Below are 22,397 nucleotides of genomic sequence, written 5' to 3' on the forward strand. Positions count from 1 at the left end.
GACTGCTATGTATAGTCTTATTGAAAAGGCAAAAGAAAAGATAAGGAAGGCTGAAAGGCTAGTTGCATTTACAGGTGCTGGTATCTCCATTACAAGCGGTATACCGCCCTTTAGAGGTCCTGGTGGATTGTGGAGCAAATACGACCCATCTATCTTGGATATAGATTTTTTTATCTCAAACCCAAAACAGAGCTGGAAATATATAAAAGAGATATTCTATGAGTACCTTCTTAAGGATGTAAAGCCCAATCCTGCGCATGTAGCACTGGCCAAGCTTACATGTCCTGTAATAACGCAGAACATAGATAATCTGCATCAGGCTGCTGGCTCTGAAGATGTGATTGAGTTTCACGGAACAGCACAAACGCTTGTTTGCATGGATTGCTCTAAAAGGTTTAACAGAAATAACATAGACCTTTCTGTTGATATTCCACGATGCGACTGCGGGGGTGTCTTAAAACCGGATTTTGTTTTCTTTGGTGAGCAGATCCCCAAGGATGCTTTAGATAAATCCTTTATGCTTGCACAGATCTGCGATGTTATGCTTGTTGTTGGCACAACGGGTGAGATAATGCCAGCAAGCCAGATCCCGATTTTTGCTAAAAACAACGGCGCCTTTATCATAGAAGTTAATCCAAACCCGTCAAATTACACAGGCGGAATTACCGATATATTTTTGCAGTATAAGGCTGAAGAGGTTTTGCCAAAACTCGTTGAAGGAGTGAAAGATGTCAGATAGACCCTTGAATTTTATCGAGGAGATCGTAGAAAACGACATAGATTCCGGTAAATATGAGGGCAGGGTACATACGCGATTCCCACCAGAGCCCAACGGATATCTACATATTGGCCATGCCAAGTCCATATGCTTGAATTTTGGCTTGGCTGAAAAGTATAACGGAAAGTGTAATTTGAGATTTGATGATACCAACCCTCTGAAGGAGGGTGAGGAGTTTGTCGAATCTATAAAAAGAGATGTAAAATGGCTGGGCTTTGATTGGGATGATAGGTTGTTTTTCGCTTCTGATTACTTTGAGAAGATGTATGAATATGCAGTTAAGCTAATAAAAATGGGTAAGGCATATGTTTGTGATTTAACACCGGATGAGATTAGAGAGTATAGGGGAACACTGACAGAGCCTGGAAAAGAAAGCCCCTATAGAAATCGCTCGGTTGAGGAGAATCTTGAACTGTTTGAACGGATGAGAAACGGCGAGTTTGAAGAGGGCTCAAAGACGCTGCGTGCTAAAATAGATATGTCCCACCCCAATTTGAATATGCGCGATCCGGTTATGTATAGGATTATCAAAAAGCCCCATTATAGACAGGGTAAAAAGTGGTATATCTATCCCACCTACGATTGGGCGCATTGCCTTGAGGATTCTATTGAGCTTATAACCCATTCTCTTTGCACGCTTGAATTTGCAGACCATAGAATTTTGTATGAGTGGTTTTTGGATCAGCTTGGTATATATAAGCCCCAGCAGATAGAGTTTGGCAGACTTAATATGACATATACCGTTCTCAGTAAGAGAAAACTTACCATCCTTGTTAGGGATGGGTATGTAAACGGATGGGACGACCCAAGAATGCCGACTATTGCAGGTTTAAGAAGGAGAGGGTACACACCTGAGTCCATCAGGGATTTTGTTAACAGGACAGGCGTTTCAAGAACCGATTCTGTTGTAGATTATGCACTTCTTGAGCATTGTATTAGAGAGGATTTGAATAAAAAGGCCAACAGAGTTATGGCTGTTTTAGATCCTTTAAAGATCGTTATAACGAACTATCCAGAGGATAAGGTTGAATGGCTGGATGCTGAGAACAATCCGGAGGATGAAAAGGCAGGAAAAAGAAAGGTGCCTTTCTGTAGAGAGATTTACATAGAAAGAGACGATTTTATGGAAAATCCACCTAAGAAATTCTTTAGGCTTGCACCGGGAAGGGAAGTTAGACTAAAACATGCCTATTACATCACTTGTAATGAGGTCATAAAGGATGAAGATGGCAACATAGTCGAGCTTAGGTGCACATACGACCCTTCATCTAAAGGCGGATGGACAGAGGATGGAAGAAAGGTGAAAGGAACACTTCATTGGGTAAGTGCAAGGCATTGTTTAGATGCTGAGGTTAGATTATATGACAATTTGTTTATAAAGGAAGACCCAGAAGAAGATGAAAACTTTTTGAATAATATAAATTCGAATTCACTTGTAATACTTCAAAATTGCAAGATAGAGCCATATTTGAAGGATGCAAAGGTTGGTGATAAATTCCAATTCTTAAGAAAAGGTTATTTTTGCGTGGATGATGATTCGAAAGATGGGAAATTAATCTTCAACCGAACAGCGACACTTAAGGATAGCTGGGCTAAGATTCAAAAGAAGTTAAGCTAAAGAGGGGTAGAAATGTTATCTGGATTAATGAAAAAGATTTTTGGAACACAGAATGACAGAATTTTGAAATCGATAAAGCCTGTTGTGGATAAGGTTAACGACAAAGAGAGTTGGGCTAAGTCACTTTCGGATGATGGTATAAGAGAAGAGTTAAAAAAGTTAGAAAACAGATATCACGAAAAAGGAAAGCTTGATGATATATTGGTGGATTCGTTTGCTTTAACAAGAGAGACAGCAAGAAGAACCCTCAATATGAGACACTTTGATGTTCAGCTTATAGGTGGGTATGTTTTGCATAAGGGTATGGTTGCCGAAATGAAAACTGGTGAGGGTAAAACACTTGTTGCTACACTACCTCTTGTGCTAAATGCTATGACTAAGCGAGGCGTCCATCTTGTTACGGTCAATGATTATCTGGCAAAAAGGGATGCATTGTGGATGGCTCCAATCTACTTATTTTTAGGTTTTAGCGTTGGCGTAATTCAGCAGCAAAATAAGTCATTTCTTGTTGAATGGGATGATAAAGAAAAATTCACGACAAAACTTACCCCATGCTCAAGAAAAGAAGCCTATTTAGCCGATATTACATACGGCACAAACAGCGAATTTGGGTTTGATTATTTAAGGGATAATATGAGTTATTCGCTGGATGAATATGTTCAACGTGATTTTTACTATGCAATAGTCGATGAGGTTGACTCTATCTTGATTGATGAAGCCAGGACACCCCTGATTATATCAGGTGTAGCGGATAGGCCTTCTTCTTTGTATTACAAGGTTGATAAGGCTGTAAGGCAACTGAAACCTGAGGATTATGAGGTTGATGAAAAGGTTAAAAACGCCGTTTTGACAGATTCTGGTGTTGAGAAGGTTCAAAAGTTTTTGGGTATTGACAACCTATACGATATAGAAAACATCGAGATTCTGCACATGGTCAATCAGGCCTTAAAAGCACATACCGTGTATTTAAAGGACAAAGATTACATAGTTAAAGATGGCAAAGCGATAATAGTTGATGAGTTTACAGGCAGGTTGATGCCCGATAGGCGGTATTCAGATGGCTTGCATCAGGCTATAGAGGCAAAAGAGCATTTGCGAATTCAAAAGGAGTCTCAAACGCTTGCCTCAATAACATTCCAGAACTACTTCAGGATGTATGAAAAACTTGCCGGTATGACAGGAACCGCTGCCACAGAGGCCAGAGAGTTTAAAGAGATCTACAACCTCGAGGTTGTTGTAATACCAACAAATAAACCAATAAAGAGAATAGACCACAACGATCTGGTGTTTAAAACCCATAAAGAAAAGATAAATGCAATAATTAATGAAATAGAGGAAAGGTACAAAAAAGGTCAGCCGGTTCTTGTTGGAACTACAAGTGTTGAAAAGTCGGAAGAGCTACACAAGATCTTATCAAGGAAGCGCATACCCCACTCCGTATTAAATGCAAAGCACCATGAAAAGGAAGCAGAGATTATTGCCCATGCAGGCGAACCCAAAAGGGTTACCATTGCTACCAATATGGCTGGTCGTGGTGTTGATATAAAATTAACGCCGGAGAGCAAAGAGTTAGGGGGGTTGTTTATTTTAGGTACAGAAAGGCATGAATCAAGAAGGATAGACAACCAGTTGAGGGGTAGATCTGGAAGGCAGGGAGATCCCGGCGAGTCGAGGTTCTTTTTATCTTTAGAAGACGATCTGCTTAGGATATTTGGCTCCGAAAGAATAAAGCTTCTTATGGATAGGCTTGGTGTTGAAGAGGGTGAAGCCATTGAAAACAGAATGATTACAAGGGCTATAGAGAATGCCCAGAAGAAGGTTGAGGCTTACAATTTTGAAATTAGAAAAAACCTTCTTGAGTACGACGATGTTATGAACAAGCAAAGACAGGTTATCTATCAGCAAAGAAGAAGCATATTGGAGGGTAAAGATCTAAAAGATGATATCCTGGGCTATGTTGATTCCATTGTTGATGATTTAGCTTCTGCTTATCTGCCGGATAAGGTTGATCCAACAAACTGGGATATTGATGGTTTCAATAAAGAAATTCGCAGGATATTCGATAGGACATTTGATATAGATGCAGTTGAGCTTTCAAAAACCAAGCAGAGACATAAAATGCTTGAGGATGTGAAAAATCAACTTAAGGATGAGTATAATTCAAAAGAGGAACTCATAGGGAACGATGAGATGAGGAATTTGGAGCGCCAGATAATGCTTCAGGTTGTGGATATGCATTGGCGTGAACATCTAAAGAATATGGATTATCTAAGGGATGCAGTGGGTTTGAGGGGGTATGGTCAGAGAGATCCGCTTGTTGAATACAAGAAGGTATCCTTTGATGAGTTTGAAGAGATGGTTAAAAGGATACAGGAGGACACAGTAGCCTCAATCTATCACATAAGGATAGTAGTTGAGTAGTAAATTTTTTATAGATACGCCGTTTGATAGATTTCTTGTTTTTGATTTGAATAATGGAAGAATAGATAGAATTTTTTTTTCTTGTCAGTTAGAAGGTCAACCATTGCATGGCAATTTAAAAAGATGCGTTGAGTATATTTTTGATAGTGGTGATTTCTCCTGTTTTGATTATAGATTATTAAATAACTCTTTAATTTCGCAAAAAGCTCGTATGCTTCAGGGGTTTCTTATATCTACAAAGACAGGTCAGACATTTAGCTACTCCGATGTGGCAGATAAAGTGTTTGGTTCTAAGAATTATGCAAGAGCGGTGGCTTCTATGCTGCGCGCCAATCCATTTGTCTTTTTTGTTGCCTGTCATAGGGTTTTGGCAAAAAACGGAATAGGTGGGTATTCGGCGGGGGTGGAATTAAAACGGAAAATCCTTAAATGGGAAGCTTTAAAAGGAGATGATTATGTATAAGAGGGAATCTGGCTGGAGTGGTTTTTGGTGTGGGTTGTTTGTTGCTGCTGGACTTACAGCTTTGGGTTGGTTTATTATGACCACGGCTTTGAGTGTAAAAAAACTGGATAGAACCGTAAGTGTTAAAGGATTATCTGAAAGGCTTGTGAAAGCCGATGTTGCAATATACCCAATTGAGCTTGTTGTTGCCGATAATAACCCTATAAACCTGTCAAAGAAGTTAAAATATGGCAAAGATGCTGTGGATAAATTTTTAAAATCGGAAGGCTTTGATGATAGTGAGATATTTGTCTCCTCCCCTCAAATAACGGATAACTTTGCCAACGGATACAACTCAAATGCGAGATTCAGATACACGGGCAAGCTGATTGTCACACTTTATACGCACAAGGTGGATAGCGTTGTGGCTTTGGATAGAAAGCTCTTTAAGCTTTCAGAGATGGGTATAATGGCAACCAATCAGAAGTTTCAAACTGTGTATCTTTATACCCAGCTAAATAAGATAAAGCCTGTTATGATAGAACAAGCCATACAGAATGCCCGTAAGGTAGCCATGAAATTTGCAAATGAATCAAGCTCTGAGTTGGGTTCAATAAAGACTGCCCATCAGGGTTATTTTAGTATAACAGACAGAGATCCAAACACCCCTTACATTAAGCGCGTCAGGGTTGTTGTGAATGTTGTTTATTATTTAAGATAGCTGTTGTTTTAGTTTTTCAAGCTCTTCTTTTTCTTTTGATAACAGTTTTGTATTGTGTTCTATAGTTTTGAAAACCTCTAAGGCTTTCTTCTGACTTTCTGTTTTTATTTGGATGGCTTTATTAAGTGCTTTTTCTATAGATTCTATTGTCAAATCAAGTTTATCCTTGAGTTGATCTTTAAATCTAAAAGTGGTTTCCCTGACTCTTTTTGTTAGATCATATCTAACCCTTCCACAATGTCTGTCAAATAATTCTATCGTTGTATTTTTTATATGCTTGTATGCAATTTTTTTGCCTATGAAAAACGGCAGCTTGGTTCTAAAGGTTGTTGCAAATATGTTTAAGATTCCCATCTGGTCTTGAAGCATAAAATAGAAATAACTTTTCTGTATTAATTTTTCTTTGTCTATATAAGAATTTAGTTTTATCTCAAATATAGATGATGCCGTTTTTGCAATATCTTCAATCTTTTCGTTTATACGCTTGGCAAGTTCATCATATATGGCTTCGATCTTATTGGATATAATTTCAGACTGTTCTTTCTTAAAATCATTGAATATATCCATAATGTATTCATTCATTTTTTGTGTCATGTAGATCTCAAATTCCTCTGTTGTTGGTTTTTCCTTTGCCTTTTCCTCGTAATGTTGTTGCATTTTTTCTATTAACTCGGATAGATGTTGTTCCTTCAGCTTTTCTATTTCTTCATCCAACTCTTTATAGATTTTCTCTATACGTTTATCGAGTATATATTCGTATTCTTCAGCTTCTTCTTTAACCCCTTTAATGAAACCCTCAAATTTGACTGTTTTTTCTTTTAATCTTTCTAAGGAGAAGTTTTGGGCTTGCTTCTGTATTTGATACGATGTTAGTTCGTTATTTATGTGACGAAGTATGGCATTTATAGTACTTATTGTTATTATATTGCCTTTTTCTTTTTGAATAAATTCATCTAACTCGTTTTCGAATTCACTAATTCTTGATTCTTTTAACAGATTACTATCTTTTGTTTGTTTTGCCTTTAATGCATTTTTTGCCGATATTGGGTAAATTTTTATGCCTTTGGTTTTTGTGTAATCTTCTAAGAAATGTTTGTTAAATTCAATCACCTCATCCAACTCTTTTTCGGATACCATGTCTATTTTGTTTAAGACAAAAAAGAATTTTTCTGTATATGTTCTTACGTTTTTTAAAAATCCTATTTCTGCTTCACCTAATGGGGGGTCGGGGCTCATTACAAACACTGCCGCGTCGCAGTATGGCAAAAAACTGTAGGCTACATCTGTGTTATGCTTAAAAACACTGCCAATCCCGGGTGTATCTATGATTCTTATGCCTTTTTTTAGATATGGTGATGGGTGAAATACATGAACCTCCTTAACGTTTAGTTTGTTTTTTGGGTTATGCTTTTCAGTAACGTATTTTTCTATTTTTTCTAATTCTATTTCTTCTTTTGAGTTATCCAGAAATTTAACTATTGCTTTTTTGGCTTGGGAATATGATATTATTGTAACTATAGATGTAAGAGGCAAAATTGATGATGGAACTATATCATCTCCTAAAAGTGCATTTATAAGAGTAGATTTACCCCTTTTGAATTGGCCTATCACCACCAGATTGAATTGTTCATTTAGAAGTTTTTCTTTTGTTTTTGATAATTCTTTACCGCTAATAACCTCTACAGCTGATATACTTTTTAGAAGTTTCTCTTTTATGTTGGTCATAATTGACCCCCTTTTTGGATTTATCGAGTAGAGGTTATCATCCCCTTTGGCGGGGCTTTTTAGGCTAACCTCATAGCCTTTTTTTGAAAATATACTTTAAAAAAAGGGAAAAATCAATTACCTATTGATTAGGTAGTCCTCATCTATAGTTTGGCTGCTGTTGCTTAATTTTCTTGCCCATTTTATTATTTCCCTTAATTTCTTTGGACGTAGGGATGAGTATTTATTTGCATACATATTTTTATCTGCTTCCCTTAAAAGGTCATCAACATTTTTAAATTGGCCATTTTGGATGGCGTAACCTATGGATGCACTAATAAATATTTCTGTTGAATTGTTGCTTAGCTCTATCTTTGTTTTTATCCTTTCTATAAAAGTAATTACTCCTTTTTCGGATGTATTAGGCATTATAACGGCAAATTCATCACCACCAATTCTTGCCACTACATCACTACCTCGAGCTGATGTCGATAGGATTTCTGATATTTTCATTATAAGTTTATCACCGGTCTCATGTCCAAGTATATCGTTTGTTATCTTTAAGCCATTTAGATCTATCATAACAAGAGCAAGAGGATAGTTTCTTTTGTGGAATAACCTTTTTATTTCTTCTTCAAAATAGCGCCTATTATAAAGCCCAGTTAAGGTATCATGCAAGCTTAAATATTCAAGTTGTTTGCTTTTTAGATATCTTTGTGTAATGTCGTTAAATGAGATGATAAGCATTGTTTCGGATGTTATTTGAATCTTTGCCACATGTACATCAAACCATCTACTTTTTCCACCTGCTGTAACGATATTAATTTCGCATTGGTTGCAAACTTGTCTACCCTTCATTACTTTTAGAAGTTGTATTTTTAGGTTTTCTGGTATTTTTAGCTTGTTTATTACAAGTTTTTCATTTTCTTCAAAATCAAGCAATTTTTTAGCAAGGTTGTTATAATATATAATCCTGCCTTTTCTGTCGACAACGATTATACCTGTGCTGATTTTGTCAATGAATTCTTGCAGATCGCTTTTTCTTTTTTCTATAGCCCTGTATAGGTTAACCATCTGGGTTATGTTTCTTAGAATACATACAATTGTGTTTTCCTCTGGCGAATAGCTTACAGTCTCTATAAAGACTGTTTCGTTACCTTCTTTTAATGCGAGAGTAAAGGAAACATTAAATTTTCTTTTTATAACATTCTCTATAACATTCGAGATGATAGGGTACGGCTTTAATATTTCACTGGCTTTTTTACCAATAAGTTCTTTTGAATTTGCGATAGCTTTGCATCTGGTGGCCGCTTCGTTTGCGCCTGCTATTACGAAATCAGCGTCCTTTTTCTTTAGTACAATAACGCATTCTGGCATATGTTTAAGAAGGAGAGAATGTTCATTAAGCAATTTTTCCGTGGTTGCTTGTATGTCTTCAAGTTTTTCCATTGTTTTATTTACCTGATGCGCCAAATCAGTTAACTCTTTTATCCTTAATTTCTTTGTTTTTATTCTACCTTTGTTTTTGTATTGCCTAAAAAAGTTGAGTAGGTTTTCAATATCTGCTTTTATTGGTTTGTATATAAGACCTAAAAATATTGTAAGCCAGAGTATATACCCTACAAATAAAGCTCCTATAATAAGGATAAGTAGAGCTTTTCTTGTATAAGATGAAACAGCTTCTATCATTGAATTTTTGAATGATGGAAACATGACTGTAAAATCTAAAGGCCCGCCAGAGCCTATAATCCAATTGTATGGCTTATAATAGTATAAGGATACAATTCTTTTTCTTTCTTTTTCATTTTTGTAGAATGGCCAGATAAGTGTTGTGGTTAGTCTTCCCTGTTTGATGAGTTTTTCTAAACAGTCACCTACACAGGGTTGTGAGTTTAGATAAGTTATGGTTTTATCTTTTGTAATACATGTGTGATTTTTGATTCTTGGATCTGTATAAAATATAATTTTTCCTATGCATTTATTTGTTTTTGGCATTAGGCTTATAATGAATAGAGTTGGATTTTTAAAGCTCTCAAGCGATGTTTTTAATTCATTTAAAATATCCTGTTTTGTTATTTCTTCTAAATGGGTAATCATTCTACCTGAGCCTATGTACCAGTTGAACGGTTTAAATAATTTTACAAAAACGACCCTCTCTGCCGGCTTTCCATTGTGAATAAAAGTTCCTCTTACAAACCCCTCTTTATATCTTTTTATTGCATCTATTTCTTCCTGCATAGACTTTGCGTATCTTTTGTCTTTTAGTAGATTTTTTCCTGTAAGTTTTGAATCTGGACTTAAAACTTCAACGCCGTCCAATGATGCGATAAAATAATATCCTTTACCTTTATCGGTTAATAATTGAAATCTCACTATATCCTTTATTCTTTCTTTTATGCTTGCCTCAGATTCTTTGTGCTTGTATTTTTTGTATAGTTTTTCTGCCGTTAGCCATATTCTGTATGTGCGTTTTTTTAATGTGTTAAGTATTTCTTCATATTCATCCTCTCTTTTCTTGTTTATAAGCCTTACTGCATCCTTTATCTCTGAATGCTCAAGTCTTATTTCCCTTTTGATATGAATATCTTCGTTGAAATAGTATATTGCCTTATTTATAATCTTAAAGGTGAAATATCCCCAACCAATCGAGGTTATAACTGTAATAGAGAGAATACTTATCAATATAAATATCCCTATAAGGGATGATAGCTTGATTTTGCTCATCCTAAGAGTTTAACCCCTCTGTTTAGTTCTTCGACTATAGTATTTTATCTTATAATTGTCAACTGATAATTTTTTATTATTGACTTAGATATAATATAATAATTTATATAATTCAATAATTTATCTTTCTTGCAAATATAAGAAAAGCTGTGTGTGCGCTCATGGTGTCATACGGTCTCAATCTGTCTGGGTTTGTTTTCCAGAAGCGTTGCAATATCTCACTAACCTCTATATCTATTAAAGGTAGTCTTTCCATTTCTTTTAAGACAACTGACACCTGATTTGTTGTTGGCACTAAAACAGCTATGAGTTTCCCGTTTTTTAGTGGTTTTATGGCATTTTCAAGGTAAAGCCACGGTTCTTTGACATCTATGAAAACAGCATCTACATCTTTCTCGTCGAACCCTTCTGCAATATCTCTGTGTTTTATCTCTATCCTGTCGAGAAGGTTAAATCGTTTTAAATTCTTTAGGGCGTTATCTATAAATTCTTGCCGCTTTTCATAACTTATTAGTTTGCCTTGTTCGCCTACAATTTGGGCAAATACGGCGCTCATGGCACCACTTCCTATGCCTGATTCTATCACCACATCACCGGGTTTTATATCAAGTCTTAAGATGATATATGCAGCATCTTTGGGATATACGATCTGCGTGAGTCTGTTGAGTTTTTTCATGATAAAATCGTATAGTGTTGCAGGCAAAAGGATATATTCATACCCAAGGTGCGTTTCTATTCTTCCGCCAAAATCGGTATTTAGGATTTTTTCTTTTGCTATAATACCGTTTGCTGTGGAGTATTTCTCAGGCAGAGTTGCGAGGTTTAATATGTGTTTTTTATCCTTTTCTTTGTCGTATAATATGATGATACTGTTCTGATTGGGTTTATTCATAAATTTTCCTCTATATAGCAGAATTTATCAACATCAAATAGGCCTTTGTCTGTCAGTTTGATGTGGGGTATAACCTCAAGCGCTAAAAACGACAGCATGCCCAACGGGTCATCTAACTTGCATCCTAACTCTTTTGCGGCTTGTTTTAAAGCTATAACGGATTCTTTTATATCTTTGGCCCCGTCGTTTGATACTATTCCCCCGATGGGTAAGGCAAGGCGTGTTATTTTATCCCCATCCACAACAACTTGACCACCCTGCATCTCCATTATAGTTAAAATGGCTGTTTTTATCTTTTCATCCGATGTGCCAACGGCCACTATGTTGTGGCAATCGTGGGCAAGCGATGTGGCCATAGCCCCTTTTTTAAGGGAGAATCCTTTTACAAAACAGGCTGCTTTATTGTTATGCCCATATCGCTCTATTACAACAAGCTTTAGTATATCATCTTTTATGCTAAACTCTTTTTCTTGGCGTTCAATTGATAGCTTCTGCGTTATCAACGAGCCGTTTTCCAAGCCTATAGCTATGTTTTTATGCTTTATCTTTGGCAATTCTATGGGTGTTTTTACCTTGATGGAGTTTAGAAATTCTTTAGGTGGCTTGCTTTTTTTGTGGGTGGACTTGTAAATCTTTCCATCTGTGATTGATATTTTTGGTCTGAATTTGTCGTCAAACAGCACAAGATATGCCCTTTTTCCTTTTTTTATCCCTAAAAACTCATCAAGCCCGTAATACTTTAGACCATTAAATGATGCTACTTTAAGTGCTAAGGCTGGATTTATGCCCAAGCTTATCGCTTTTCTTAGGTTGTAATCTATGTGGCCCTTTTCTAAAATATCACCCACTGATTTATCATCACTGCAAAAGGCAACCTTATCAGGATGCTCTTTGATTATTTTGTATGCATCATCGGTTGAATGCTCGCTGCTTCCCTCCCTTAAGAAAACAAAGAAACCCAACTCTATCTTTTGCTTTAGTTCATCATAGTCATAGCTTTCGTGGTCATCCTCAACGCCTGCCTCTTTGTATAATTTAAGGGTTTGTACATCAAGGTGCGGCGCATGGCCGTTAATCCTCTTGTTCTTTCTTTTTGCAAGCTCTATCATCTTCATGAATTTTTCATCTCTATTTACAACACCTGGCACATTCATTAATTCGCCTAACGATACAACATCATCAAATCCCAGAAAGTATTTTACATCTTCTAAGTCTATCTTTCCGCCGCTTGTGGCAAATTCTGTGGCAGGGACACAGGAAGGGAGTGCAAACTTAAGCTGCATCTCTGTATCTTTTGCATCATTTATGAAAAACTCAAGCCCCTTCCTGCCAAAAACATTGGCTATTTCGTGGCAATCCGCAACGGCAAACAGCGTCCCTTTTTCAACAACGGCCTCGGCAAAACCCTTTGGCGTTAAGTGTGTGCTTTCTATGTGGCAGTGGCAATCTATAAGGCCTGTGGATAGATACAGCCCATCTGCCTCAATAACCTCTTTTGCCTTTATGGGGTTTTGACTGATCCTTGCAATCAAGCCGCCTTTTATGCCTATGCTCAGCCTGTTAAAATCAAGCTTTTCAAAATCGACAACCCATGCGTTGTTTATGGCTAAATCCATCTCTAAACCTATACCTCCAACACGCTTCCTACGCCTGCAAAGAAGAATTTATCCTTTAATTTGTTGTATAGCTTAGCCGAAACGGTTAGGCCTGTGCAGTGAGATGCACCAAGCTTTTGGATGTTGTATTTTTCTATAATATCCAATGTTGCGTTTATCTGCTCGTCATTTGCAAACCCTAAATGTGTTCCGCCTATAACAGCGTATATCTCTTTTTTGCCGGTTTTATTGATGAAGTGGTTTAATATGTTAACAATTCCTGCATGGGCACAGCCAAGAATCACGATTAAGCCCTTGGATGTGTCTATTGCCAAGGAGAAATCATCCCAGATCTGATCCTGGACAAGCTCACCGTTTTCCTTTTCCACCTTCATCTCTGCGTCTATCTTTTCAAAATCTGTCTTACGCTCAACCTCACCAGATGAGAAAATACCCTTTTCTATCTCCCTAAACTCCTTCTCATAAACAAACTCAGCACCTAAGCTCTCCAGGTATTTTTTATCAAATGGTATGCCTATGTATTTCTTTATGCCGCCCTTGAACCAGAACCTCTTTGAGAAGGCGTCTTTGTGGGTGTATACCTTTAGAGGGGATTTTATCTTTAATAAATCAACCATACCACCTGTGTGGTCATAGTGGCCGTGTGATAGGTATAAGAATTTTATGCTGGATAGATCCTTTTTTAGTGCTATTGCATTGTTTACCAGGGCCTTGCCCTGTCCTGTATCGAATAAAAAATTAAACTCCGGTGTCTCCACAAAAGCGGCAAAGCCGTGTTCTCCAATAACATCAAATGGAACTACAACGCTGTTTTCTGCTAAAACTGTAATTCTTACCTCCATAAGAAACCTCCCTAATTTTTTACAATTTTATAAGATTTTTTAGTTTTTTACAATCAGTTGCGCAAGAGTGAGATGAGTATTTTGGAGTTTATGAGAGCATCTAAGGCGTCGCATATCGAGTTAAACACGAGGTCTGCGTGTTGTATCAGTTTAGCGTTGCAGCCGTCTTTGTTTACTATTGCTAAAGATAGGCCTGCAACTTTAAACATTTCTATATCGTTATTGCCGTTTCCCAATGCTATGCAATTTTCTGCACCCAGAGATTCTATAAATTCCCTTTTCTGAATAGCTGTATTTTCATTTAAGATTTTTAGCTCGATGTTTAGGTTTGATAACTCTTTTTCTGCACTACCCATTGTATCAGCGGTTAATACAATGATTCCTTCAAACCTGTTTTTTAATTTATGTATTTTTTCTTTAACGCAGGGTATGAGTTTTGAATGTTCTGAGAGTGTGCCTGTATAATCCGATATGATATATTTAAAATTAAATTCTTTGCCATCGACACTAAACTTCATTTTATACCTCGATTTTTTATATAAAGAAAAAGCTTAAAAATCAACCCACTATAACTTTGGTTAAGAGTCTTTACTTTTGCAGAAGATAAAACTTATTCTTAGTAAGATATTTAAACTGTTGACAAAAGTTAATAAAAGTGTTATAGATAGACACAGTGCAGCAAGAGAGTAGAACTCAATAGCCAAGAATGGCTTTATGTAAAGGAAAAATTAATTTTTTAAGGAGGTTAAGCTATGGGAATTAAGGAGAAGCTCTACGAGAAGATTCAAGCTCACAGACCGAGGATTACCAGACTCTACAAAGAGTTTGCAGACAAGGTTATCGACGACGTAACTGTCTACAAAATCATTGCTGGTATGAGGGGCATAAAGGCTCTTATTACAGACATCTCCTATCTTGATCCTTATGAGGGAATTAGGTTTAGGGGTTATACAATCCCTGAAGTAATGGAGAAATTGCCTAAGCCAGAAGGCGCTGAGATGCCTTATGTTGAGGGTCATTTTTATCTGTTGCTGACCGGCGATTTGCCAACAGAAAAGGATGTTGAAGAGGTATTTACAGAGTGGAAGAAGAGAGAGCAGCTTCCACAGTATGTAATCGATACTTTAAAGGCTATGCCAAGAGATACTCACCCAATGACAATGTTTGCTGCTGGAATCCTTGCAATGCAGAGGGATTCTAAGTTCGCTAAATGGTATGCCTCCGGCCAGTTCAACAAGATGGACGCATGGGATTACATGTATGAAGATGTAATGGATCTTCTACCAAAATTGCCATTGTTGGGTGCTTACATCTATAGAATGAAATATAAGGGTGATACGCACATTCCAAGCGATCCTAACCTTGACTTTGGTGGTAATTTTGCCCATATGATGGGAATTGATAAACCTTATGACGATGTTGCAAGAATGTATTTCATCCTTCACTCCGACCATGAGTCTGGAAACGTTTCCGCTCATACAACACACTTGGTAGCAAGTGCATTGTCCGACATCTACTACTCCTATGCCGCTGGTATGTGCGGTCTTGCTGGTCCATTGCACGGTTTGGCAAACCAGGAAGTTTTGAGATGGATTCAGGGCGTAATGGATAAGATGGGTGGCAAGATTCCGACAAAAGAAGAGATGGAGAAGTTCATTTGGGATACATTGAACTCTGGACAGGTTGTACCTGGATTCGGTCATGCAGTCTTGAGAAAAACAGACCCAAGATATATGGCTCAGAGGGAGTTCGCTCTCAAGCACTTACCAGACGATCCTATCTTCAAGTATGTAGACTTGATGTTCCAGGTTGTTCCACCAATCTTGCAGCAGCTTGGCAAGGTAAAGAACCCATGGCCGAACGTAGACGCACATTCCGGTTGTATCCAGTGGCATTACGGTGTAAGGGAGTACGATTTCTACACAGTACTCTTCGGAATCGGAAGAGCCCTAGGTGTTACAGCAAACATCGTTTGGGACAGAGGTCTTGGCTATCAGATCGAAAGACCAAAATCCATCACAACAGACATGCTCGAGGAGCTTGCTGGAGCAAAATAATCCAGCTTGCAGCTTAAAAACAAATAAGGGAGGGCTTGTAATGAGTCCTCCCTTTTTTTATTGGTAAAATGCTGAAGTATCTTGTCAGTCCTAAATGCAGGCTCTGTCCAAGAAACTGTGGTGCAGATAGGGAAAAAAATAGGGGTTTGTGCAAAACCTATAACAAATTAGAGATAGCAAGCTTCAATCTGCATTTTGGTGAGGAACCTCCCATAAGCGGTAAAAACGGCTCTGGAACGATATTTCTTGCAGGCTGCAATATGGGTTGCATATATTGCCAAAATTATCCCATAAGCCAGCTAAAGAGTGCATTTAGAAGGATAGAGATTGATGATTTGGTTGATATTATGCTCAAGCTGCAAAAAAGGGGCGCTCACAATATCAATTTTGTTACACCATCCCACTTTGCCCACCTTTTAATAGATGCAATAAAAATAGCTAAATCTAAGGGCTTAAAGATTCCAGTTGTTTACAATACAAGCTCATACGACAAAGAGGAGGTAATTTATGCCTTAAAGGATTATGTTGATGTATATCTTGGGGACCTAAAATACACAGATAGTGTGCTATCTAAAGAACTGTCAGGTGTTGATGATTACTTTGAGGTTGCAACAAAGGCATTAAAGGCTATGTTTGATACCAAAGGCAAACTTGTCTTAAAGAATGGTATAGCAAAGCAGGGGCTTATCGTCAGACATCTTGTTTTGCCGGGTTACATAGAAAACAGCAAAAAGGCGCTTTTGTGGATAAAAGAGAACCTACCCGGGGTTGATGTTTCTGTAATGTTTCAATACTTTCCCGCATATAAAGCGTTTTCCCATCCTTTCTTAAAAAGAAAGATAAGCCCTGATGAGTATTTTGAGATAATTGATTTTGTGAATGTGTTAGGTTCGAAAGGTTATATTCAACAGGTATAGACTTTGCTCCTCTGTTTTGCTATATTTTTCTCAAATTCTTAGGTGGAGGTGTTGATGTCGCCCGTTTATCGCAATGCGTTTTTATGGATGATTATAGCGGTTTTGATGATACTGTTGTTTAATTTGTTTAATAATAGGAATTATACTTATGCAAGATTAAGTTATACGAAACTTGTCTTGCTTGTGGATAATGGCAAAATAAAAAAAGCCAATTTTGAAGGCAACGATGTATATGTTATAACCAAAGATGGCAAGAGGTTTAAATCCTATGTACCTGAAGTTAAGGATATAGCCGATAAGCTTGCCAAAAACGGCGTTGCTGTGAATATAAAACCGCCTCAGAATAATTCTTTGCTTACAAACATTCTTATCTATTGGGCACCAATGATCGTCTTTATTTTCCTGTGGTTCTATTTTATGAATCAAATGAACAAAGGGGGAAAAGCCCTAAGTTTTGGTAAAAGCAATGCCCGAATGTTTATAAGTGATCCCAAAAACCGCATAACATTTAAGGATGTAGCTGGGATAGATGAGGTTAAAGATGAGTTGCTTGAGCTTATAGAATTCCTTAAGAGTCCAAAGAAGTTTACAAAGATAGGAGCTAAGATACCAAAAGGTGTGTTACTTGTTGGAGCACCTGGCACCGGTAAGACGCTTGTTGCGAAGGCTGTGGCTGGTGAGGCGGGTGTGCCGTTTTTCACTATAAGCGGTTCTGATTTTGTGGAGATGTTTGTTGGTGTTGGGGCAAGCAGGGTAAGGGATCTGTTCAATCAAGCCAAAAGAAATGCTCCCTGTATCGTTTTTATCGATGAGATAGATGCAGTAGGAAGACAGAGGGGTGCTGGTGTTGGTGGTGGAAATGATGAAAGGGAGCAGACATTGAATCAGTTGCTTGTTGAAATGGATGGCTTCCAGACAGACACGAATATTATCGTTATGGCTGCCACTAACAGGCCTGATGTCTTAGATCCTGCACTTTTGAGGCCTGGAAGGTTTGATAGAAGGATCGTTGTGCCAAAACCGGATGTCAAGGGCAGGCTTGAGATATTAAAGGTTCATACAAGAAAGATACCTTTAGGTGATAATGTAGACTTAGAAGTTATAGCAAAAAGCACATCTGGGTTTGTCGGGGCGGATCTGGCTAATCTTGTAAATGAAGCAGCTTTGATTGCCGCAAGAAGAAATAAAAGTAAGGTTGAGATGGAGGATTTTGATATAGCAAAGGACAAGGTGCTGCTTGGGCCAGAGCGAAAGAATGTCATAATAAGTGAGAGAGAGAAAAGGATAACGGCATATCATGAATCCGGTCATGCCATCGTTGCAAAGATGTTGCCAAACACCGACCCTGTGCATAAGGTCAGCATAATTCCGCGTGGTATGGCTTTGGGCGTTACACAGCAGTTGCCTGAGGATGATAAATACACTTACGATAAAGATTATTTGATTAATAGGATGGCTGTTTTGATGGGGGGAAGAGCAGCAGAAGAGGTGATGCTGAACAACATAACAACAGGTGCGGGCAACGATATAGAAAGAGCAACAGAGATCGCAAGGAAGATGGTTTGTGAATGGGGTATGAGCTCTTTGGGTCCTATTCATTTAGCCGATGAGGGCAAAGAGGTCTTTTTAGGCAGGGATATTGCCGTAAGAAAGAGCGTTTCTGAGGAGACAGCCAAGCTGATAGACAATGAGGTCAGAAAGATAGTCGAGGAAGCCTATAGTATAGCGGTTAATATCATAAAGGAGAACAGAGATAAGATAGAAAAGATGGCTCAGAAATTGCTTGAAAAAGAGGTTTTGGATGCAAAAGAGATCGACGAGATTGTAGGTGTGTCGGATGATAGAGCTGCTTAGGATAGATGATCTGGATAGGGCAAAAGCAGAGCTTAGAAAGATTGGGGTTGATAGAATAGCTATAGGTTTGATGGATAAAAAGGCGGTCTGTTATGCAGTTAGGGTGTTTGGATGTAAGTTTTACCATGCCAATATTTTAAAGCAGGAAGCCTTATCCTTGGGTGTAGATGCCGCAGTTGAGAAGGATGTTATAACGGCAAAAACCCAGATTACGGATTGTTTGATAATGGGTGATGCTAAAAGATTGATAAAGCTTGCAGAGAAATTAAAGAATCAAAATTTTGAGTTTTTACGCGAACTTTCAGAGCAGCTAAAGAAAGCTTTGAGCGGTGTCTTAGAAGGTGGGTTTGTTTGGAAATTTAAAGATAGGGTTTTTGAGTTAAAGAACAACTATCTAATAATGGGCATATTGAATGTAACGCCTGATTCCTTTTCCGATGGCGGTGAATTTAATAGCTTGGATGCAGCATTAAAAAGAACAGAACAATTAATACAAGAGGGTGCTGATATTATAGATGTTGGTGGAGAATCTACAAGACCAGGCAGTGAGTTTGTATCTTTGGATGAGGAACTTAGGCGTGTTGTACCTGTAGTTGAAGCTATAAAAGAGCGCTTTGATGTACTTGTGTCTGTTGATACATATAAATCAAAGGTTGCAGAAGAGGTTTTAAATAGGGGCGTTGAGATAATAAATGATATAAGCGGTCTAGATTTTGATGATAAGCTTTTGGATGTTTTGTCTAATAGTGATTGTGGTATAGTTGAGATGCACATCAAAGGTACACCCAAGGATATGCAGAAAAACCCTACCTATGAGCATCTTCTTGGTGAAATTAATGATAAATTTGAAGAAATTTTAAGCAAACTTAAGAGCTCCAATGTTGATGAGCAGAGGGTTGTGCTTGATCCGGGTATTGGTTTTGGTAAAAGGTTTGAGGATAATCTATCTATCTTAAACCATATAGAGTCATTTAAGGTTTGGGGCAGGCCTATTCTTATTGGCACATCAAGAAAGAGCTTTATAGGCGCTGTTTTAGGTATTGATAACCCGCAAGATAGACTGTTTGGTACAGTTGCTTCTAATGTTGCAGCATTTATTAGGGGAGCCTCAATTTTCAGGGTTCACGATGTTAAGGCTCATAAGGAGGCATTGAGGATTGCAAAATCCATAATAGATGAGAATTTTTAAAGGGATTCTGCAAGTTTTGAGTTTGCCTTGGCGTTCTGTCTTGCAAGTTCGTTAATAGTTGTTATAAGCATTTGTATTGTTTTTGGATTTGTTAAGGTGTAGCGCGTAAAGACGCCTTCTTTTTCTAATTTTACTATCCCTACCTGTTGCAGTATAGATAAATGTTTTGATATTACGGATTGATTTTTGTTGAATTTACCCGCTATATGGTTTACGCACTTTGGTTGTTTTACTTCTAATAAATATTCGCAGATGGCAAGGCGCAAGGGGTGGGCAAGCGCCTTAACCAGCTGCGATTTAAATTCATAAGCTTCAAAGTTTTTCATTTAAAATGTATCCCAAACAATCCAAGTGTCAGCTTAATCGCGATAAGCAGAAGGATTATAACATAAATTCTTTTGATTGTCTTGGGTTTTGCCTTTTTTACTGTAAACCTGGCGCCAAATTGTGAGCCAAGCAAAACGGCTGCTACAAGCACAGCAGTGGTTGTAAGATTAAAATGGCCTTCTGCTACATGTCCTAAGAAGCCGCTGGCCGATGAGAAAGTTACTATATATGCTGTTGTGGCGGCTGCCCTTATTGCACCATACCCCATACTCATAAGAATGGGTGCTGCTAAAAAACCTCCACCTATGCCCAGCATTCCAGCGACAAATCCTATCAAAAGCCCGCTTAAACCACCGTATATAGCTCTTTTTTTAAACTCTATTAGGTTATCCTCATCTGGTGCTTTTGTGGAGATAAAGACCTTAACAGCTGCTGTTAATACGGCTATGATAAATAATATTAAAACGATGCGTGTAGGTATAAATTGAACTGTATATGCACCGAGTGGCGCCCCAATAATGGCTGCCAAGGCAAAGGGTAGGGCGCCTTTATAATCTATGAGCTTTGCTTTATGAAACGGAATCATTGCAAGGCCTGTGTTGAGCCCGTTGAGCAGAAGCCCAAGCGGTATGGCGACAGTTTTTAGGTCGAATCCGAGCCATTTCATTACCGGCACATACACCATACCACCGCCAAGCCCCAGCATAGCAAAGAGAAACGAAGTAGCCCAAATTATAACAAATGTTATGCCTAAAATAGACACCGTTGGTGTCATGTTTATTTCCTCTCAATCAAGTTGGTGTAGGCAAAGCAGTCTAAACATACTTTCTTGCCATCTTCAATCCTTAAATAGTTTTCAGCAACGGCATCGCCACACTTTTCGCAAAATGCTAAATTGAAGCAGGATCCACCTTTGCCCGGGTCATAATCAAAAGGTCCCTCAACCCTCACGATCTCTTCGAATTTTTTGTTAAACAGGCCTAAAAATGCAGCCTTTGCCACATCCTGATCAACCTCAGCGGGGGGAATACCTTTGATTCTAAATTTTGTTATAAACGGTGCATTAAATGCAGCTTGCATAATCTCTGGCTTTACCGTTACCTTTACCGCTTTTTTGTTCTTTTTGTCTATTAGCATGTATGACCATTTGCCGCGCGGGTCTTTACTCATAATGCCTTTTCCAAAAGTGCAACCTGTGGCAAATTGAACGCCATCTGCAAAACAACCGCCCGCATGGTGATCGCCTACATAGACAACAACCTCTTTGTCCATGCTGAGTTCCCTTGTTGTGCCTAAAGCCTTTAGAGAAGCCAAACCAGCCAGATACCCCATCGGCATACCACCGCAGAAATGACCGTGAATGTTTAGTGCAGAATATAGAAGCTCTTTTTCTGTGTCATCTAAGGTGGTTATACCTTCCACTATCTCTCTGTGAACCTTGAACCTGTCTTTGAGTTCCATAACTCCCTCCTTCTAAGTTTTTCTAATTTTATTATATTCCAATATTGGAATATATCAAGAATAAAAACATAAAAAATTATCAATCGATGCAGCTTGTTTTAGCAAAAATATTAAATGAGGGTTAATGAGTTAATGGGTAGATGGGAAAATGGGGGAATGGATGGGTGAGTGAAAGGTGAAGGGGCTTGTCGCCCCTTTTTCTGGTTAGAATCTGCCTCTTCCTAAACCTCTTCCCATTCCTTTTCCTAAGCCCTTACCCATTCCTCTTCCTAAACCTCTGCCTTGACCTCTTCCCATGCCGGCGTATTCATCTATCCTGAATACATTATCCGATCCGCATTTTGGGCATACAGGCCTTCCTGTGCCAAACGGTTCCTCAAACTCCGCTCCACAATCTGTACATTTGAATTTTCTGTTCATATCATACCTCCATAAACTCATCTATTATTGTTTTTATGTCTTTAATCTGTGTTTCTATAACCTTTATACCTGCAGCATTTAGGTTTGATTTCATGCCGTCTCCAATCTGATTGGCTATGAACACATCAACCCCCTTTAGTAATTGGGGTATTATCCTGCCAGCACCCAATCCTCTGTTTGGTTCCTCTGTTTGTGTTTGCTTTGCAAGCTCTGGTATGGGGTTTTTTATGGCCACCCTGTCTGTAATTTCCCCATCTTTTATCTCAATTACGGCAAAGTATTTGCTAAGGGATGTATGTGATGAGATTGTTTTTAGGTTATTTGTTGGAAATGCGATTTTCATGTCATACCTCCAAAGTTAATTTCTATTTTGAACATATGTTATTTTACGGAAAAGTCAAGCGGCAAATTTAT

20 protein-coding genes and 1 riboswitch are annotated in these 22,397 nt (G+C 38.1%); of the genes, 9 read left to right on the forward strand and 11 right to left on the reverse strand.

Going from position 1 to position 22,397, the window contains the following annotated elements:
- The first annotated feature begins 7 nt into the window (after positions 1–7).
- The 5 genes from HIPMA_RS02750 to HIPMA_RS02770 are packed head-to-tail and all read left to right on the forward strand — an operon-like array spanning position 8 to position 5,980.
- Entirely contained in the window at positions 8–739 is a 732-nt protein-coding gene (locus HIPMA_RS02750; protein WP_013681546.1) for an SIR2 family NAD-dependent protein deacylase, read from the forward strand.
- The gene (locus HIPMA_RS02755) at positions 729–2,396 is read left to right on the forward strand and encodes a glutamine--tRNA ligase/YqeY domain fusion protein (protein WP_013681547.1); all 1,668 of its coding nucleotides are present in this window, start codon (positions 729–731) and stop codon (positions 2,394–2,396) included. The genes HIPMA_RS02750 and HIPMA_RS02755 overlap by 11 nt, the downstream gene beginning before the upstream one ends.
- A gap of 12 nt (positions 2,397–2,408) precedes the next feature.
- Positions 2,409–4,817, forward strand: coding sequence for a preprotein translocase subunit SecA (gene secA, locus HIPMA_RS02760; protein WP_013681548.1), 2,409 nt, complete (start codon positions 2,409–2,411; stop codon positions 4,815–4,817).
- A complete protein-coding gene (locus tag HIPMA_RS09065) occupies positions 4,810–5,280 on the forward strand; it encodes a methylated-DNA--[protein]-cysteine S-methyltransferase (protein WP_013681549.1) in 471 nt (156 codons plus the stop codon). The genes secA and HIPMA_RS09065 overlap by 8 nt, the downstream gene beginning before the upstream one ends.
- A complete protein-coding gene (locus HIPMA_RS02770; RefSeq protein WP_013681550.1) occupies positions 5,273–5,980 on the forward strand; it encodes an SIMPL domain-containing protein in 708 nt (235 codons plus the stop codon). The genes HIPMA_RS09065 and HIPMA_RS02770 overlap by 8 nt, the downstream gene beginning before the upstream one ends.
- Here the strand turns inward: HIPMA_RS02770 and HIPMA_RS02775 are convergent.
- The 6 genes from HIPMA_RS02775 to HIPMA_RS02800 all read right to left on the reverse strand — a co-directional run bounded on the left by HIPMA_RS02775 (position 5,972) and on the right by HIPMA_RS02800 (position 14,276).
- The gene (locus HIPMA_RS02775) at positions 5,972–7,705 is read right to left on the reverse strand and encodes a dynamin family protein (protein WP_013681551.1); all 1,734 of its coding nucleotides are present in this window, start codon (positions 7,703–7,705) and stop codon (positions 5,972–5,974) included. The genes HIPMA_RS02770 and HIPMA_RS02775 overlap by 9 nt on opposite strands.
- Positions 7,706–7,726: 21 nt before the next feature.
- Positions 7,727–7,792, reverse strand: a riboswitch (Fluoride riboswitch).
- A 30-nt stretch (positions 7,793–7,822) separates the two neighbouring features.
- Positions 7,823–10,408, reverse strand: a complete 2,586-nt coding sequence (locus HIPMA_RS09070) for a cache domain-containing protein (protein WP_013681552.1) — start codon at positions 10,406–10,408, stop codon at positions 7,823–7,825.
- A 112-nt stretch (positions 10,409–10,520) separates the two neighbouring features.
- Positions 10,521–11,300 (reverse strand): tRNA (adenine-N1)-methyltransferase, encoded by a 780-nt coding sequence (locus HIPMA_RS02785; RefSeq protein ID WP_013681553.1) that lies wholly within the window; start codon positions 11,298–11,300, stop codon positions 10,521–10,523.
- Positions 11,297–12,916, reverse strand: a complete 1,620-nt coding sequence (gene ade / locus HIPMA_RS02790) for an adenine deaminase (RefSeq protein WP_013681554.1) — start codon at positions 12,914–12,916, stop codon at positions 11,297–11,299. The genes HIPMA_RS02785 and ade overlap by 4 nt, the downstream gene beginning before the upstream one ends.
- Positions 12,917–12,924: 8 nt before the next feature.
- A complete protein-coding gene (locus HIPMA_RS02795; RefSeq protein ID WP_013681555.1) occupies positions 12,925–13,758 on the reverse strand; it encodes an MBL fold metallo-hydrolase in 834 nt (277 codons plus the stop codon).
- 53 nt (positions 13,759–13,811) lie between these two features.
- Positions 13,812–14,276 carry an HAD family hydrolase gene (locus HIPMA_RS02800; RefSeq protein WP_013681556.1) on the reverse strand — a complete coding sequence of 155 codons (465 nt, stop codon included), beginning with the start codon at positions 14,274–14,276 and terminating at the stop codon, positions 13,812–13,814.
- Positions 14,277–14,510: 234 nt separating this feature from the next.
- Between HIPMA_RS02800 and HIPMA_RS02805 the strand changes: the two genes are divergently transcribed.
- The 4 genes from HIPMA_RS02805 (at position 14,511) to folP (ending at position 19,775) form a co-directional block, all read left to right on the forward strand.
- Complete coding sequence (locus tag HIPMA_RS02805) at positions 14,511–15,815, forward strand: citrate (Si)-synthase (RefSeq protein WP_013681557.1); 1,305 nt, start codon at positions 14,511–14,513, stop codon at positions 15,813–15,815.
- Positions 15,816–15,883: 68 nt separating this feature from the next.
- Positions 15,884–16,732 carry a radical SAM protein gene (locus HIPMA_RS02810; RefSeq protein WP_013681558.1) on the forward strand — a complete coding sequence of 283 codons (849 nt, stop codon included), beginning with the start codon at positions 15,884–15,886 and terminating at the stop codon, positions 16,730–16,732.
- 54 nt (positions 16,733–16,786) lie between these two features.
- Positions 16,787–18,586, forward strand: a complete 1,800-nt coding sequence (gene ftsH / locus HIPMA_RS02815; RefSeq protein WP_013681559.1) for an ATP-dependent zinc metalloprotease FtsH — start codon at positions 16,787–16,789, stop codon at positions 18,584–18,586.
- A complete protein-coding gene (gene folP, locus HIPMA_RS02820; RefSeq protein ID WP_013681560.1) occupies positions 18,570–19,775 on the forward strand; it encodes a dihydropteroate synthase in 1,206 nt (401 codons plus the stop codon). The genes ftsH and folP overlap by 17 nt, the downstream gene beginning before the upstream one ends.
- Here the strand turns inward: folP and HIPMA_RS02825 are convergent.
- The 5 genes from HIPMA_RS02825 to HIPMA_RS02845 all read right to left on the reverse strand — a co-directional run bounded on the left by HIPMA_RS02825 (position 19,772) and on the right by HIPMA_RS02845 (position 22,326).
- Positions 19,772–20,101, reverse strand: coding sequence for an ArsR/SmtB family transcription factor (locus tag HIPMA_RS02825; protein ID WP_013681561.1), 330 nt, complete (start codon positions 20,099–20,101; stop codon positions 19,772–19,774). The genes folP and HIPMA_RS02825 overlap by 4 nt on opposite strands.
- Positions 20,098–20,877 (reverse strand): sulfite exporter TauE/SafE family protein, encoded by a 780-nt coding sequence (locus tag HIPMA_RS02830; protein WP_013681562.1) that lies wholly within the window; start codon positions 20,875–20,877, stop codon positions 20,098–20,100. Before HIPMA_RS02830 ends, HIPMA_RS02825 begins: the two co-directional genes overlap by 4 nt.
- 2 nt (positions 20,878–20,879) lie before the next feature.
- Positions 20,880–21,563 carry an FmdE family protein gene (locus HIPMA_RS09075; protein WP_013681563.1) on the reverse strand — a complete coding sequence of 228 codons (684 nt, stop codon included), beginning with the start codon at positions 21,561–21,563 and terminating at the stop codon, positions 20,880–20,882.
- A 204-nt stretch (positions 21,564–21,767) separates the two neighbouring features.
- Positions 21,768–21,983, reverse strand: coding sequence for a hypothetical protein (locus tag HIPMA_RS02840; protein ID WP_013681564.1), 216 nt, complete (start codon positions 21,981–21,983; stop codon positions 21,768–21,770).
- Between the two features lies 1 nt (position 21,984).
- Complete coding sequence (locus HIPMA_RS02845; RefSeq protein WP_013681565.1) at positions 21,985–22,326, reverse strand: NifB/NifX family molybdenum-iron cluster-binding protein; 342 nt, start codon at positions 22,324–22,326, stop codon at positions 21,985–21,987.
- Positions 22,327–22,397 lie beyond the last annotated feature (71 nt).

It is taken from the genome of Hippea maritima DSM 10411 (assembly GCF_000194135.1).
In the GTDB taxonomy this organism is placed as follows: domain Bacteria; phylum Campylobacterota_A; class Desulfurellia; order Desulfurellales; family Hippeaceae; genus Hippea; species Hippea maritima.